Here is a 14,978-nt window from a genome sequence, read left to right as displayed (position 1 = left end):
TTCTTATCATGAATCGTTGATTTAACAACATTTCCATTGACAAGACGTAGAAAAAGTAAGGTGGCGTGAGTATGACGTAGAGAGTGAACCACATATTTATGGTCTTTGATACCGGCCAGCTTGGTGATCTCTCTAAAGTAGATGTTGACCATAGTTGGTGAAGCCGGTTGGCCTTTCTGGTTGAGAAAGAGATATTTGTCCTTGGCAAACCCTCGGCCGAGAGTTTTGATGCGATACGACTTTAAAGTATCCGCTAATCCCTGCGGAATTGCAATAGTCCGAGTGCTTGCAATGGTTTTTGTTGGGCCAAGTTCGTATTGGCTTCGGGATTTAGTGATGCTGATAGTGAGTCCCTTGAAGTTGATATCAGCCCAGGTCAGAGCCATTAGCTCGCCTTTACGCATACCAGTTAATTCGAGAGTCTCGAACATGGCCTGTTGATCGAGTGGTCGGTTAGCCAATACTTTATTGAATTGCGCCAGGTCCTTTTTACTAAAAGCATTCCGGCGAGGGGATGCAGGAATCTTTATGCCATACAAACGGTTTTTTACCAAAACGTCGTTGGCAACCGCCGCGTTCATCAGGACGGACACGATGCGATGGTGATTCTTAACAGTGGTTGGACTGAGTGTTTCTAGTTGCGGTTGGATAAAATCGTGTTGATACTTCATGCGAGTTAGACTGTTCAGCCGGCACTTTCCAATTAGGGGATTGATGTAAGCCTTCACGGTGTGCTCAAAGCTCTTACGATAACCGGCGCGCCACTGAGGTTTGTTTGCTTCCACATAGGCTTGGGCCCATTGCTGAATGGTCATGTTAGAATCAATCAACTGAGCTGATTCGTTTTCAGCAATTAGTAATTCGGCCTTTAGTTCAGCGGCATGTGCTGCTGACTCTGTTAAAAATCCTCGCTGTTGCTTCTCATGGCGTTTTCCAAAGGAGTCATAGAACGTATATCTGAAGGCATATAGAGTCCCTTTAGTTGTCTCATAAAGAAAGACGTTGGCATACTTTTTTGATTTGATTAGTTTCATTTTAATTTCTCCTTTTCATTGCGTGGGCAGCGTCAATGTTTTAGAGAAACTTGTGACATCGCCTCCTTTCGGTTAGAATTAAATATGTAAAAAGGGTGTACTTATCCCTTGGATCATTGTGTTAGTGCGTCCCATTATCTTGGCGGGTAGGGGGATGCACTTTTTTTATGAGCGGAGTTGGCGAACTGAGTTGACAAGATATGTTAGACTGACATAGAGTATGAATTAGAGGGTAGGTGATAAAATGAAAAAAAGAATTGATGTAATTGTGGCATATTCGAGCCTTATTCTGATATTTTTAACCCCATTTTATTATGCACTCTATTTTTTAAGCCGTTTGATAAAAACCAGTCCTAGCTCTATAACGCTATTGATTGTTGCGATAATAATAGATGTATTATTAGTTCATCGAACCTTTAAAATTTATTATGCTTAAAAGCTGTTATTCCTGATCATCTTCGTCATCAGGGTTATCAGCTTTTTTTACGGCCTCTTTTAATTCTGAAGGTACATCTGCTTGGATAGAATCCATAGGGATTTCAGCCTTGTTGGCCATATCTATCACTTTTATTAGGCGTTCAAGATGCTTGTCTTCAGCCTTTTGTTCTGCAATGGCACGTTTGGATTGTGCGTCCTTTATTCTTTCAGCCACAATCCCTTTATCTTCCTTAATTAGTTTAAATTTACCCTTAGGTATATCGACATTAATTTGAAAGCCAGTTTTAGCCTTAATAAGAACCCAAATTAGACCAAAGAGCCCTGCATATGGAGATAAGTCAAGTATGAGCTGTACAACACCGGCTGACTGAACGTTATTTTTGATTATTGGGTCTGAATTAGAATCTAAGGCGACATAGGATTCGGTTAGATGATACGTAAAGGAAGTATATGGCCGTGCTTTAATATCTTCCTTTTGAGTAACGGGAAAGGTGAGATAGACTTTTCCTCCTGAAACGTATGCGTCAAAAACAGCTCGAAGAATATAAGGTGCGTACTTATTAATTTTGCTAACGGTAGTTTGGGTGTAAATCATTTTGTAGAGTGCGGGGTCAGCTTCTGATCGGTTAAAACTTCTTAGAAATTGAATCTTGATGCGTTTTCTATATGTTGATTTTTTTCGACCTTCAACCTGCTCTGAATTTATATCATTTAATTGATCTGTAGTGAGTTCGTAAGGAGCTCCAAGGACTACTCCTAAAGAAAATCTTTCCGAAGAAGGGCTTGGTACCAAAACGTAATCTCCAGGATGAATCTCATTGCCAAATCTTTTTAATTGGCCAATCCAGGATGTGTAGGTACCATCTGGAATCTTATGACCATCACTATCTGTAGGCTTTCGTTCATGGAAAAGCTTAGAGAGTTCTTCATTACTTTTTTCTTGTGATTCCTTCAGGCTGATTTCGTCATATTCTATACCCACATATTGACCTGTCACGAAGTCGGTATAATATTCACCTTTGTTGGCACGAATCATCCAAAAAGTAGTATCGGCATCTACCTTTGGTAGAGAAGTTAAAATATCATTAACGTCCGAGATGTGTAGGACATCATTATTCATAAACGTTCCTCCTTGTGTGGTTAAATTATTCCCTCAATCGGAGTTGAACCGATTCTATGCTACCGAGGAGGGGGTGCATCTTGTTTGGCCTTTTATTCAGGAATTTTATCGTTACTGATCTGTTTCCAGGCCCCATTCTTATACTTGTAACCAGTCATCCATTTGCCGTGCATCCAGTCCCACTCGTGCTTAGTAGGGTAGACGTGACTACCATATTCAAAAATTATTTTAGATTTTTGCGTTGGACGGTAATCAGATATGGTTGCATGGTCTGGTTTGTCATAGAATGTGTTGAAGTTATACAGACTCTTTCGGCCCTCGATACGATAACCATGGAAGGATTTATAGTTGGAAACATGGTGAATTCCCATCTTAAACCAATTTTCGTTATTCCATGCTTTGTCAATCATATATGTATATTTTCTGCCAGTATTGAATTTGCCGGATTGAAATACCCAACTATAGTTTGTTCCCCAGTGGTCTAACTTATAGTGACTACCACGCTTTGCCGTGTAGTAAGCAACAGGATAGCTTTTTGCAAGTGGATTTATATTCTTCATTTTTACAACGTCGACATCTTTGGTTAATGTTACCCAGTGAGTCTTGTTCCAATGATCCGTAACAGCGTGTGCATCGATGGTCGTTGAGGTTGATATTATGCAGACTATGGTTCCTATTGTTAATAACAAATAATTACGAATTTTCATTATAAATTATCTCCTAGTAGTTATCTAAGAATGCCGCTAATTAAAGGGCTCTAGTTGTGAACGGTAACAGAGTCAACAATGACTGACATCGCTACAGTTTTACCATTAACGGTAACTTCATCTTGAAGAGCACCACCATTAATGGTCAGGTCATCTCCTTCAGTTAAGCTGTTATCCTTAAGGGTATCGATATCAATCTGAGCAACAATTCCGTGACCATCGGCATAGCCAGATGAAGTATTAGAGTCCTTTGGAACCATAACTACAAAGTACATATTAGAATTATCTTTATCTCGTTGAATTAATGTAATCGTACCGCGAGTCTGGATATTTGAGCCGTCATAATCTTCGGGGGTGTCGGTTAAGGTAGTCATCGAGACCTTTTCATATGAAATACCGCCAACTTTAACTTTATTGCCAGATAGTGACTCGGCGGTACTTTCGTTCTTTTTAGATGTGGAGATAGACTTTGCATGGGCCGCAGCTTGCTTTGAAGATGCTTTGGCCCTTTCTAAAGATTTAGACTCGGCTCGCTTTGAAGAAGCCTCAGCTTCCATTGAAGCGGCATCAGCACGATCGGAACTTTTAGCGCGAGATTCCGCGGCTTGCTGGGATGTTAAATGATGTGTAAAGGTTATACGATTTCCAGGAGTGTAACTAGAGGGAATGAAGATATTAAATGCTACTGCTACTGCTACAACGCCAATTATTGATCCGATGATAACGTGTGGGCTTTTCGTAACACGGAAAAAGTAATAAGCTCCTACAGCACACGCTCCAACAATGAGGACACGTACAATTATTTCGAAAATGATGATGAAAAATGTAGACATAATGTTTCCTCCTAAAGGATATGTATTATTAGATGCTCTATCTAATAATAGAATACGGCTAAAAGAGAGATGCCGCAATGACCCTCTGGATTGAGACCTGAGAAGCCTGCCTGGGGATGAGTCTGGATAACCGATTGGAAGAAATTACTTGGACTCACCATCTACTTTATCGAATATCTGTTTGAGTGCCTGCCGAGCATTCAAATATTCTTCTTCAGAATCGGGGGCTTTCCCTTCCATAGCGTTTAGAGTAGGCTCGTTCAGGTCTTTACGTAAGCGGTCCAGGTATTCGTAGAATGTCATGTAGGCACTATCTCGTAGATCTTTCATTACTGCCATCTCCAATCTTTTGTTCAAGTTTCATTTCGTTAAACTTTCGTTTGAGGTAGTTTAGAATTTCGAGGTATTCATCTTCATTGTCTGGGGCTTGAGAAAAGCCGATGTGGAAGTCGCTTCGTCCCAGATCAGAATGAAGCCGTTGCAGAAATACTTTAGCAGTCATATAGGAACTATCTTCGTACATTTGCATGATCAATTATTCTCCTTTTTGGTAATTTGCTGAAAAATAGCAAGCATCGTTTGATACTCTTCTTCGTTGTGTGGGGCACAACCGTCAAGAATTGAGAAGTCAGGATCCCCCAGGTCTTGCCGTAATTGCGTCATGTATTCTGAGTAGGTCATGTAGTCACTGTCGGGTGATGATTCTGGATACATAATAAATTCCACCTTTCAACCGAATGTATGTTCTTTTTGAATTCTAAATATTGCTGCCAGCCATTTGATTGGTTAGCAGCTCTTTTTTTACATAAGTCCAATCGACGTAGGGAGCGGCCCACATCGGAATTGATATGGATTGTAGGACGCCTTCCTTAGTGTCAACGTAATCATCTAAGCTATTTTCCGCCAGCATAAGTTCTACCATGAAGCAATTGGCCTCATACTCCGTCCCGTAAAGAATACGTGAGTAGAGTGAGGACTTGCGGAGATAATCCGCGTTGTCTTCATGCCCACAGCGGTCGTGACCCAGTTCATGGCCACAGGTATATTTTGCTTCCGTAGAGGATAAACGCGAGTTAAGGACGATAGAGGATACACCAAATAAATTTGTTCGATATCCCATGACGTTTTTTCCTAAGTCATTGTAGTGAACTGGAATACCCAAGCACTCGCATAGTTCGATTGGATCATTAGTTTGAAATTCTTTAACCAGATTAGTGGCTATTTTCCGTATTGTCTTTCGTTGCATTCAATCACCGACTTCACTTTTTATCGTTGCTTTTTTGAGAACGCTTTTTTGATAATAATAGCGATTGTCTCGCAACATTTTCAAGTGATGATCTTAGTAATTCAGCATCCTCTTCATCTAATTCCTCTCCGTTGTTCTTTAAAAAGGCGAGAGAATCTTTATTTGATAGACCTTGAATTAAATTAGTTACAGCCTTCTGAACGTCGATTTCATCTTTAGCTGTGAAACTAGGAGTTGGGGTACGACCAAGTATGTAATCGGTAGATACATTAAAATAATCCGCTACCTGTTCGAGACGTTCTGCAGTTGGCTTGGCCTTTTTCCACTTATACAAATAATTTTTACTCATTCCTAAATCTGCTTCAACATCGACGATACTTTTACCTTGCTTATCAGCAAGGGCTTTTACTCGATCGAAAATAGTCATATGCGAATCCTTCCTGACAAAAAACAAAAATCTATCTTTTATAGTTGACGTCTACCTTAAAAGATAGTAGACTGTTTTTGTAAGCTAATTGATTAACAAAACTCGCCACCGGATAATCCTTGGGAATAAAAGGATTAAGGAACCGAAAGGCTTATTTGTAGGCTTATATTTATACCCATAGTCTACTATTTATGGTAGTTTGTGTCAATCCACTTATCCCAATTAGGTAGAGAGGTGTTAAGAAACATGACGAATGTGCTGAGCGTGTATGAACGAATTACTATTCAGCTTTCTCGCAATAAGAAAGCGGGAATCAGACCAGCTACTCAGCGTGACTTGGCCGAATATTTGGAGAAGTCTCCGACATACGTTGGGGAGATTCTAAGAGGCGGAAAATTAGGGCCAAGAGGTCGAAAGTACCTGAATATGATTATCGACTATGTAGGAATTGAAAACTAAGGAGATGGTTCAAGTGAAGAAGATTATCCCGTTCAATTTCGAAGGCAATCAAGTACGAACGATTTCTGGAGAAGAAAATCCGTGTTTTGTAGGGCGTGATGTAGCAATGGTACTAGGGTATTCACGACCGGCGGATGCTGTAAGAAAGCACGTTGATGAGGAGGATAAAGGGGTCTCCATTCTGGCGACCCCTGGTGGTAACCAAAGATTAGTTACTATCACTGAATCAGGCGTTTATTCCTTGATTCTAACCAGTAAGCTTCCCTCGGCTAAGCGGTTTAAACACTGGGTCACTAGCGAGGTCCTCCCGGCTATTCGGAAAGACGGAGCGTATGTAACTCCCAAGACTGCTGAAGAGTGGCTGAACAACCCAGACATGATGATCCAGGTCCTTCAACGGTACAAGGATGATCAGGCGAGGATTAAGCAGCTACACGATGAGAACCGGAAGCTGCAGCCTAAGGCCGACTACACCGACAGAATGTTGTCCAATCCCGGCCTCGAAACCACATCAATGATTGCCAAGAATTACGGCTATTCAACAATCAAGTTCAATCGCATGTTGTACGCGTTAGGCGTTCAATATCGTCAAGGTGGCGTTTGGATGTTATACGCCAAGTACCAGGGCGAGGGTTATACGCAGATTGAGCCGTACGAGTTTATCAATCACGTTGACAAGCGACAGGTTGCTAACACGATGAAATGGACGCAGAAGGGGGCAAAGTTCCTGTACGACTTCTTGAAGGCGCACGGTATCTTGCCTAAAGTCGAACAACTTGAATTGGAGGGAATGGAATGAGTGATTTGCATTTGAGTAAAGACAATAAAAAAGTGATTCCGGGAAGTAAGGATTCCCAGAATCACAAAAGTAAATCTATCTTTTCCGGTCTGGCGTTTAAAGGTGATCCCGTTTCTGAGGAAGAGTTCAAACGCCACTACCAGGAATATGTCGCACGTTGCTCTGGGGAAATGAAAACTGATGACAATCATAAAATTTTACGTGAGTTTTCCGAGGTTGACAGTATTGAAGTTAAATGTGACAACAATCGTCTTCTTTTAGAAGGCTCACCTGCTTTCATCAAATTTATTTCGCTCGATATGGAGTATACGGTTCGTTATAAGGATGGTAGCGCTGTTCGACTCATAGGGGATAAAACCTATTCGAAAATCGATAATAGTTGGAAATTGCTTAATTAGAAAAATGCTTTCTTTGCAAGTTCGACTAATAGTGGCGCGGCAACAGGACTGATGGTCTTCCAAGTTTTGCCTAGAAAGTTCCCAAATTTTGATAGACTTCCGGTTTTAGGTGCCTCTTCTCGATTAAGCAATTCTCTGAGTGTTTCGGCAAAAGCACTAAGCTCATCTTGATCCTTTGAAGAATTTAATTGGTCCTTATACAGAAGTAACTTATCAACTTCGGCATTCACGTTGATATTAGTGGAGTTATCGCTGGTAAATGAATTTTTATTATTGTTACCAAATGATGCGTTCCCAAGGTTTCCAATGTTGATGGTTTGTGATGAATGGTCATCGTTGTTTTTTGGATGATTTAGATTGTCCAAATAATCTTCTCCTTTTGGTGAAAGCCAACTATCTGCTAAAGACGTATTTAAAGTGCCGTTACCAAACGCATCGAGTGGAAGGTTTACTTGTAATAGGCCTAAATTATCTGCATCATTTCCCATATGTTGGATACATTTGACAATCTTTAACTCAGAGTATCCGTTCTGTTTAGCAGTAGAAAGCAATTCCTTAAAAATTTCTAGTGTGACTTCTTCATTATGATCGAACAAAAAATCGAGAATAAACTTTTGAACTTTTTCACTAGGTTTCACGGTTAATCACCACCTTTCACTTTTATTCTACTACGAGGAAGGAAGGCAAATAAATGAATGCAGAAAGAATTCAGAAAATTGCGGATAGCCTAAATGGAATAAATAAGTCCGAATGGAACACGGTAAAGCAACTTGTAGATGTCCTATTTGAAAGAAAAACTATCAAGGCAGAGATCAGCCTCAATAGTTCAGAGATTATTGAAAACTTGAAAAAATGGTAGGACATTTAATCTTCAATTTCAATTAATCCTAGTTCTTTTAACAATGAAATAACGGCGGTTAAGGACGCATTTACGGAATCCTGATGAATCTTGGTGAGAGTCTTATCAATGTACTCTTTTTCCCAAGTAAGTTGGAGACCACGTGTTCTATCAAAGTAATTTTGGACAGTTTGTATTTCTGCATTGGTGTCAATTTTATCAACAGAAGCAGAAACGGCTTCGGAAATTAATTTATTAATCTGATTAGTGCTTAGCTTCATAATTTGTCACCACCTTTGTTTTTATTTTACTACCAGGTAAGGAGGAATCGCAGTTGCAAGTTAACTTCAAACTACCTGAAGAGGTCGACTTAGAAAGAAGGAATTTGTGTGTTACTAGCAGCACGAATCGTTGTACTTTGTTTCGCTAGCTGGGCGATTGGCCGTTACGGTAAGCACCTATTTGATTAAGGAGGTGACGCCATGGACGAAGCCTTGGTCAATCACTACGATACCATTGCCCGTGCTGAAGCGAGAACGATGCTTGAGCCATTAGTAGAACGAATCAGTCGTGAGTATTTATTAGTTGACCGTGAGCAGGCTTACAAGTTGCTATCAATGTCGCGAACGTACTTTAACGATTACCTACGCGACAAACCACAGTTAAAGCTAATCGAGCACCATTTACCAGGGTCACGTAAGTATTACTACGATCCAAACGAGTTAAAGCAGGCCGTCTTATCACTCATGGAATAAAAGTCGTGGGCAGCGTCGAATGTGTGGTGATTAAATCTTGACAGCCGTAATCATTTTCTGCCTGGTCTTTGGACTAGGTAGGGTACTCAGAGTGGCTTATGACCACTATCAAGGAGGTAACGGGCATCACTAGTCAAACAGTACAAGCTTTGAAACGAGCCAGTTTCCAACAGCTCAACACAAAGAAAAAGCCCGTTGGCGGTGCAACGCCAGCGAGCTTAACAACAAGCCTCATCAAAAGAATTGTCTACTCAGATAGTAGACGGAAACGGAGAAAACTTCAATGGTAAAATCCATGATTAAAAAGTTTCTTGAATCTTTAATGGCGGGAATCCTCAGCCTTGAAAAGGTATTACTTGGTTTTGCACTTCGTCATATCACTGTAGATCCCAAGAACCACAAGGACTTAGCAAACCTGTTTGCTGAAGTAGACGTGTTGAAGCAACACGAGCTTGAACTAAAAACCAAGGGGGAAATTACATGGATGCACTAGAGAAAAATGACTTGGACCAAGTTGAAGATACCAAGCCTAGTTTCAAGATTACTGACCTTAGTTCAGCAACCTGGGCTATGCGTAAGTACCGTGCCTTGGTAGCCGCCGATAACGATGTTAAGGGGGTAGCTCAGGAACAAATTAACTCAATCGAAGAATGGCGTGACAAGAAGCTCGAATTGAATAAAGAGAGTCGCGGATTTTTTGAAAACTTACTCGGTGACTACCTTGCTGAACTACGCCGAGATGACCCTAAGGCACGCATTGAAACGCCATTTGGTACTGTATCAACGCGCAAGAAAGCGGCTGGGGTTACTTGGTCCGATTCCACCGTTGTCCAAAGTTTAAAGCAACAAGGATTGGACGACTTGATTCGGGTCAAAGAGGAACCTGACAAAACGGCCATTAAGAAGCGATTTCACTTTGTAGGCGGTCGATACGTTAACGACGACGGACAATTACTGGCTGGAGCTACCGAACGTGAAGCAACGGTGTCACTGGTGGTTAAGCCGACAAAGGGGGATTAGTAAAAATGGAGAAGAGCGATTCAATCAAAGAAATTGCAAAGGCTCTGCATGAATTCCGTACAAAGGTTAAACAACCGAAAAAGGAAGCGAAAAATCCTTTTTTCAAGAAAAACTATGTTGATCTGGAAGGTGTCCAAAAGGCAATTGACGATGCATTACCGGAGGGACTTAGCTGGGGTCAAGAGGCCACGTCGAATGAACGCACCGTGAGCGTATCTACATTTATTCTTCATAGTAGCGGCGAATTTATCATCTTTGCTCCGCTGACCATCCCAGCCAACAAGCAAGATGCACAGCAATTTGGTTCCGCCGAAACCTATGCACGACGCTACTCACTATCAGCGGCATTCGGTATCTCATCAGACATTGATGACGATGGCGAACGGGCCAGCCAACACCAGCAAAATAATCAGCAGAATAGAAGACAGAGTAACCCGCGAGGTCAGCGGCAACAAAGTAACGGCACTCAGCAAGGCCGTGGACAAAATCAATCAAGAAATGCCGGAACCCAAGCACAGTCCGATCCAAGTACGGCAGCGCAGAGGACGGAACTGATGAAACTGTTTAAGAACGTTGCGGAAACGACCGGTAATCCGTTAGCTAGTGTTCAAAATTATTATCTCGGCCAATTCAAAGTAAACAATATTGCTCAGCTTAGCTCGTTACAAGCGGATGAAATTGCTGTTGTGGTTAAGCAAAAGCTGAACGGAGGCAAACATGATTAATCGAGTAGTATTAACCGGACGTCTTACTCGGGATGTCGATTTGCGATATACACAGTCGGGGGATGCAGTCGGAACGTTCAATCTGGCAGTGGACCGTCGCTTCAAGAATCAGCAGGGTGAACGTGAGGCTGACTTCGTGCAGTGCGTTATCTGGCGTAAGAGCGCGGAAAACTTTGCTAACTTTTTCCACAAGGGTTCTTTAGTCGGCATTGAAGGGCGCATTCAAACTCGTAACTATGAAAACCAGCAGGGAAATCGAGTTTACGTTACCGAAGTAATTGTTGAAAATTTTTCTTTCTTGGAAAGTGGGAACAGGAATAACTCAACTGGGACGTATGGGAACGACAGCAAATCATCGACGACAACCTCAGGACAATCAACAACGGGGAATGATCCATTTGCCAACACCGGCGATTCAATTGATGTTAACGATAATGACTTGCCGTTTTAGGAGGTGTGTTGAGTGACTAGCTTACTAATTAGTGAGCCACCCTTACAAGTTCTTCCATCTCTGGCTGTAAAGGTGGGACTAAACGAAGCAATTGTTCTTCAACAATTTCATTACTGGCTTCAACGCTCACACAACGTTCGTGACGGTGAAAAGTGGATTTATAACAGTTTTCCAGAATGGAATAAGCAATTTCCCTTTTGGGGATTAAATACGTTAAAGCGAGCTATAACAAGTTTAGAAAAAGATGGTTATCTGATTACTGCAAATTACAACAAGGCTGGGTTCGATAAAACCAAGTGGTATCGCATTAATTATGACAAATTGGGTATGGGTCGACCATCGACCCAAAATGGGTCGACGAGTAACCCAGAATGGGTCGATGGAATGGACCAAAATGGGTCGACCAATACCAATAGATTACCAGAGACTACAGCAGAGACTAACAAGAACCATAGTCCGGCTAAAGCCGAACAGTTTCCCTGGGAATCCATAATTGATTATTTGAATCTGAAAACTGGCAAACATTTTCGTCATACCCCAACTAATAAACGAACTATTATGGCCCGCCACAAGGAGGGGGCTACGGCTGAGGATATGAGACTAGTTATTGATAACCAATGCGCACTGTGGCTTAAAGATTCTAAGATGAATCGGTACTTGCAACCGTCAACGTTATTTCGGGCCAGCAAATTTGAGGGCTATTTGAATCAGGTGCCGGTAAATGGGGGCCAGGGAGGAGGATCCTACGATGGCATCGATTACTGAGGGGAAAATGAAGTTTCCCTTGCTGGATAAGGTTCAGAAGACGAATCAGAAATGTCCCAAGCATGGCGTTTTTATGATCAAATTGCCTGGTAAGCTTACCTTTTGCCCGAAATGTCAGCAAGAAAGGATTGCGGCTCACGAGCGTAAAACAGTTATAGACGCTGAGACCTACTGGAGGAAGCGTAAAACAACCGATGTTTTGTCTAGGGATTCTATCTTCGATGACCCTAATTTAAAAACGGCTACGTTTGAAAACTTTGAAGCGACCTCACAGGAAGCTGAAAATAATAAAAACCTAGCTCGGACAATTGCAGGTCAATATTTGAAAGCTGATACGCAGTTCAACACCTTATTTACTGGGTTGCCGGGACGAGGGAAGTCACACCTTGCCCTAGCCATGCTCAAAGCGGTCAACGAGTATGCCGAAAGGCCAATGTCCTGTTTATTCGTCAGTGTTAATGAGTTGATGCGGTTGGTTAAAGATAGCTTTAACTATCCCGATTCAAAGTACACCGAGGCTAATATGGTTGAGCTTCTAGGCACCGTTGACTTATTGGTCATCGATGATTTGGGCTCAGAATCTAGCTTTAAGCGAGACAGTCGTGAGGCAAGCGAGTTCACACAGAACGTTCTGTTTGGCGTTTTGAATAAGCGCAACCGGACGATTATCACGACTAATCTAAATAGCAAGGAACTAACGGCTATCTATAATCCCAAGTTAATTTCTCGAATGTATCGCGGAATTAAAGGCCATATTATCAAATTTACTGATAAAACGCCTGATCAAAGGAGTGTTGAATTTTGAAAACTAAGAGTTGCCCATTGTGTCATGGCACGCAAGTTATCAGAGTTGTTTCGGCGTTCGGTGTCGAATTCAATCCATGCCCTAATTGCAACGTGAAGTTTAAGCAGCGCGTAAAAGCTGAGTTTGAGGCAATGAAACGAAAGGATGTTGTTCATGAGTAAGAATAAGCTAGTTAACATTGACCTGACCGATATGGCCAATGGTGCCATTCAAGAAAAGTTGGATACCGTTATGGATGGCGTTCTTGAGAATATCTTGAATCCAAATTGTGAGGCTAAAAAGAAGCGAAAGGTCACAATCACGCTATCAATGACGCCGACGGAAACTCGCAATTCAATTACGTTGGATGCCCAGGTTAAATCAACACTAGTTCCCGAGGACTCTGCAACGACCACTATTCTGGTTGGTCGAAACTCAACAGGTCGCATCGAAGCTAACGAACTGAAGAGTGGTACTCCAGGTCAGACCTATATTGATCCTGATGATGGGAAACTAAAGGACGACAAGGGAACAGACATCGACAAGGTGGAAGCCGAAGGCAAGAATCAGACTGCCAAGGCGTCAACTATCATTGATTTTCAGCATTCACAAAAGAAGGAGAGTAATTAATCATGATGGAAAAAAGTGCATTTGAATTTTTAACTGATCAGGCGAACGCAGCTGCTGATAAGTCGATTAAAACCGATGGTGAGGGCCATACCTTCAAGGTGGGACCTAACGTTGAAGAATACGTTCCTGATGATATGCCTGGAACCATTCTTGTCAGCTCGCTTTCTAGCGTTGCGGATTTTGTGAATCAGGTGGAAGATGCGACCAGTCGTGGGCAGCTACTAGTACAAGTCGAGGGACCACAGCGTGTTGTCGTTAAGTCGGCATTAGACAAGTATGGCCGCCGCGCACAGTTTATGGTGGCAGAAACCATTTACGATGATTTCGAATTCAACCGTTGGTATGACCGAGAGACTCTTAACATGGCGTTGCAGTCTAAATTTGTCAGTTTACCGGTACCTGAAGGCCGTGAATACGATGATAAAGGAACTTTGCTACGCTTCTTAAGTGCCTACAAGGAGTCAACTGAGAATACTGCATCCGACGACGGTGTAACGCAAACGGCGACGGTAGCAACGGGGGCCGCTAGCGTTGGGACGGCTAAGGTACCTAATCCGGTATTGCTGGCTCCATACCGAACGTTCTCCGAAGTAGAACAGCCACAAAGCCAATTCATTTTCCGGATGCACGAAGGGATGAAAGGAGCGCTCTTCGAAGCTGATGCCGGGGCTTGGCGGAGTGAAGCAATTCAAAATATTAAGGCTTACTTTGCTGAAAAATTTAGCAAGTTAGATTCCGATGTCGTGGTGGTATTAGGATAATGCAACTATTCGGTAAGATTAGGCGTTTGTTTCACCACTATCTAATTATCGATTTGAATGATGTTGATCCGCCCGACCGGCGGCTCATCGAAAAGAACATCGGCCAACTGGTTGAAGTTCGATTTGATGACGGGCGTCATATTACCGCTGACCAACGCCGTAAGGTTTACGCCATGATTAGCGAGGTGGACCGCTGGTGTGGGAACTACATCCCTGAATTGACCAAGGGACAGTTGAAGCGAATGTATGCGCTACGCAAGGGCCTGTACGAGAATTTTTCGTTAAGTGATTGCTCGATTGAAACTGCTAGTCGGTTCATTGAGTTTTTACTCGAATTCTGTTTCGAGAACAATATTCCGTTTGCAAGTCAAACCGTGGATGCTATTCGAGAGCAGTATGGCTGGGATATTCAGTGCTTGAAATTCCACCGATGCATGATCTGTGGTCGACCGGCAGATATTGCCCATGTCCATGCAGTCGGCATCGGCCGAAACCGGAATCACATTTCTCACGTTGGTAACTCGGTCATGGCACTGTGCCGGGATCACCATCAGGAGCAGCATCGTATCGGGATTAAAACCTTTATGCAGAAGAACCAACTAAAGGGTGTTCGGGTCACACCAGAAATTGCAGAGATGCTGCAACTAGGTAACTGGCGCATGGAGCAAGGTGAACCGATTATTTCAACTGAGGAGTGAAATGGAAAATAAGAAAGGTGCGCAATATCGAAAAGATCCTGAATTATTCACCAGAAACTCCAAAATCCCCATCAAACACATGATTCAAGT

The 14,978-nt window shown here is 42.3% G+C and carries 24 protein-coding genes; 13 read left to right on the top strand and 11 right to left on the bottom strand.

The features are described from left to right. The 9 genes from FD38_RS10395 to FD38_RS10355 form a co-directional block, all read right to left on the bottom strand. On the bottom strand, positions 1 to 1,034 hold a 1,034-nt coding region (locus FD38_RS10395; protein WP_057733962.1), incomplete at its 3' end, for a tyrosine-type recombinase/integrase. Between the two features lie 442 nt (positions 1,035 to 1,476). Further along, positions 1,477 to 2,592: a hypothetical protein gene (locus FD38_RS10390; RefSeq protein ID WP_057733960.1), complete on the bottom strand. Its 1,116-nt coding sequence runs from the start codon at positions 2,590 to 2,592 to the stop codon at positions 1,477 to 1,479. 92 nt (positions 2,593 to 2,684) lie between these two features. After that, the gene (locus FD38_RS10385; protein WP_057733958.1) at positions 2,685 to 3,299 is read right to left on the bottom strand and encodes a hypothetical protein; all 615 of its coding nucleotides are present in this window, start codon (positions 3,297 to 3,299) and stop codon (positions 2,685 to 2,687) included. 50 nt (positions 3,300 to 3,349) lie between these two features. Beyond that, complete coding sequence (locus FD38_RS10380) at positions 3,350 to 4,132, bottom strand: hypothetical protein (RefSeq protein ID WP_057733956.1); 783 nt, start codon at positions 4,130 to 4,132, stop codon at positions 3,350 to 3,352. Positions 4,133 to 4,276: 144 nt separating this feature from the next. Continuing rightward, positions 4,277 to 4,462, bottom strand: coding sequence for a hypothetical protein (locus FD38_RS10375; RefSeq protein ID WP_057733954.1), 186 nt, complete (start codon positions 4,460 to 4,462; stop codon positions 4,277 to 4,279). After that, positions 4,443 to 4,661, bottom strand: coding sequence for a hypothetical protein (locus tag FD38_RS10370; RefSeq protein ID WP_057733952.1), 219 nt, complete (start codon positions 4,659 to 4,661; stop codon positions 4,443 to 4,445). The genes FD38_RS10375 and FD38_RS10370 overlap by 20 nt, the downstream gene beginning before the upstream one ends. 2 nt (positions 4,662 to 4,663) lie before the next feature. Next, positions 4,664 to 4,846, bottom strand: a complete 183-nt coding sequence (locus tag FD38_RS10365) for a hypothetical protein (protein WP_057733949.1) — start codon at positions 4,844 to 4,846, stop codon at positions 4,664 to 4,666. 43 nt (positions 4,847 to 4,889) lie between these two features. Next, positions 4,890 to 5,378 (bottom strand): ImmA/IrrE family metallo-endopeptidase, encoded by a 489-nt coding sequence (locus tag FD38_RS10360; RefSeq protein WP_057733947.1) that lies wholly within the window; start codon positions 5,376 to 5,378, stop codon positions 4,890 to 4,892. 13 nt (positions 5,379 to 5,391) lie between these two features. Then, a complete protein-coding gene (locus tag FD38_RS10355) occupies positions 5,392 to 5,805 on the bottom strand; it encodes a helix-turn-helix domain-containing protein (protein WP_057733945.1) in 414 nt (137 codons plus the stop codon). Positions 5,806 to 6,268: 463 nt separating this feature from the next. On the opposite strand from FD38_RS10355, the gene FD38_RS10345 reads away from it, so the two are divergent. Beyond that, a complete protein-coding gene (locus FD38_RS10345) occupies positions 6,269 to 7,063 on the top strand; it encodes a phage antirepressor (protein WP_057733940.1) in 795 nt (264 codons plus the stop codon). After that, complete coding sequence (locus tag FD38_RS10340) at positions 7,060 to 7,461, top strand: hypothetical protein (RefSeq protein WP_057733939.1); 402 nt, start codon at positions 7,060 to 7,062, stop codon at positions 7,459 to 7,461. The genes FD38_RS10345 and FD38_RS10340 overlap by 4 nt, the downstream gene beginning before the upstream one ends. Here FD38_RS10340 and FD38_RS10335 read toward each other — a convergent pair. Continuing rightward, on the bottom strand, positions 7,458 to 8,099 hold the full coding sequence (locus FD38_RS10335; RefSeq protein ID WP_057733937.1) for a hypothetical protein: 642 nt from the start codon (positions 8,097 to 8,099) through the stop codon (positions 7,458 to 7,460). The two genes, FD38_RS10340 and FD38_RS10335, sit on opposite strands and share 4 nt — an antisense overlap. Positions 8,100 to 8,152: 53 nt before the next feature. Here FD38_RS10335 and FD38_RS12805 point away from each other — a divergent pair, with 53 nt between their 5' ends. Then, positions 8,153 to 8,320, top strand: a complete 168-nt coding sequence (locus tag FD38_RS12805; protein WP_157058831.1) for a hypothetical protein — start codon at positions 8,153 to 8,155, stop codon at positions 8,318 to 8,320. 5 nt (positions 8,321 to 8,325) lie between these two features. Here the strand turns inward: FD38_RS12805 and FD38_RS10330 are convergent, their stop codons facing one another. Next, positions 8,326 to 8,580 carry a hypothetical protein gene (locus tag FD38_RS10330; protein ID WP_057733936.1) on the bottom strand — a complete coding sequence of 85 codons (255 nt, stop codon included), beginning with the start codon at positions 8,578 to 8,580 and terminating at the stop codon, positions 8,326 to 8,328. Positions 8,581 to 8,781: 201 nt separating this feature from the next. Between FD38_RS10330 and FD38_RS10325 the strand changes: the two genes are divergently transcribed. The 10 genes from FD38_RS10325 to FD38_RS10280 all read left to right on the top strand — a co-directional run bounded on the left by FD38_RS10325 (position 8,782) and on the right by FD38_RS10280 (position 14,888). Continuing rightward, entirely contained in the window at positions 8,782 to 9,054 is a 273-nt protein-coding gene (locus FD38_RS10325; protein ID WP_057733934.1) for a hypothetical protein, read from the top strand. A gap of 283 nt (positions 9,055 to 9,337) precedes the next feature. Continuing rightward, on the top strand, positions 9,338 to 9,547 hold the full coding sequence (locus tag FD38_RS10320; protein ID WP_057733932.1) for a hypothetical protein: 210 nt from the start codon (positions 9,338 to 9,340) through the stop codon (positions 9,545 to 9,547). Further along, the gene (locus tag FD38_RS10315) at positions 9,535 to 10,074 is read left to right on the top strand and encodes a host-nuclease inhibitor Gam family protein (RefSeq protein ID WP_057733929.1); all 540 of its coding nucleotides are present in this window, start codon (positions 9,535 to 9,537) and stop codon (positions 10,072 to 10,074) included. The genes FD38_RS10320 and FD38_RS10315 overlap by 13 nt, the downstream gene beginning before the upstream one ends. 5 nt (positions 10,075 to 10,079) lie before the next feature. After that, a complete protein-coding gene (locus tag FD38_RS10310; protein ID WP_057733927.1) occupies positions 10,080 to 10,799 on the top strand; it encodes an ERF family protein in 720 nt (239 codons plus the stop codon). After that, entirely contained in the window at positions 10,792 to 11,250 is a 459-nt protein-coding gene (ssb, locus tag FD38_RS10305; RefSeq protein WP_057733926.1) for a single-stranded DNA-binding protein, read from the top strand. Before FD38_RS10310 ends, ssb begins: the two co-directional genes overlap by 8 nt. 12 nt (positions 11,251 to 11,262) lie before the next feature. After that, a complete protein-coding gene (locus tag FD38_RS10300) occupies positions 11,263 to 12,015 on the top strand; it encodes a conserved phage C-terminal domain-containing protein (RefSeq protein ID WP_057733924.1) in 753 nt (250 codons plus the stop codon). Beyond that, the gene (locus tag FD38_RS10295) at positions 11,999 to 12,820 is read left to right on the top strand and encodes an ATP-binding protein (RefSeq protein ID WP_057733922.1); all 822 of its coding nucleotides are present in this window, start codon (positions 11,999 to 12,001) and stop codon (positions 12,818 to 12,820) included. The genes FD38_RS10300 and FD38_RS10295 overlap by 17 nt, the downstream gene beginning before the upstream one ends. Positions 12,821 to 12,973: 153 nt before the next feature. After that, the gene (locus FD38_RS10290; RefSeq protein WP_057733920.1) at positions 12,974 to 13,429 is read left to right on the top strand and encodes a hypothetical protein; all 456 of its coding nucleotides are present in this window, start codon (positions 12,974 to 12,976) and stop codon (positions 13,427 to 13,429) included. Between the two features lie 2 nt (positions 13,430 to 13,431). Beyond that, positions 13,432 to 14,190, top strand: coding sequence for a hypothetical protein (locus tag FD38_RS10285; RefSeq protein ID WP_057733918.1), 759 nt, complete (start codon positions 13,432 to 13,434; stop codon positions 14,188 to 14,190). Further along, the gene (locus FD38_RS10280; RefSeq protein ID WP_057733916.1) at positions 14,190 to 14,888 is read left to right on the top strand and encodes a putative HNHc nuclease; all 699 of its coding nucleotides are present in this window, start codon (positions 14,190 to 14,192) and stop codon (positions 14,886 to 14,888) included. The genes FD38_RS10285 and FD38_RS10280 overlap by 1 nt, the downstream gene beginning before the upstream one ends. Positions 14,889 to 14,978: the final 90 nt, after the last annotated feature.

The organism is Levilactobacillus zymae DSM 19395, from assembly GCF_001434115.1.
Lineage (GTDB): Bacteria > Bacillota > Bacilli > Lactobacillales > Lactobacillaceae > Levilactobacillus > Levilactobacillus zymae.
This window is presented reverse-complemented; position numbering and strand designations above follow the sequence as displayed.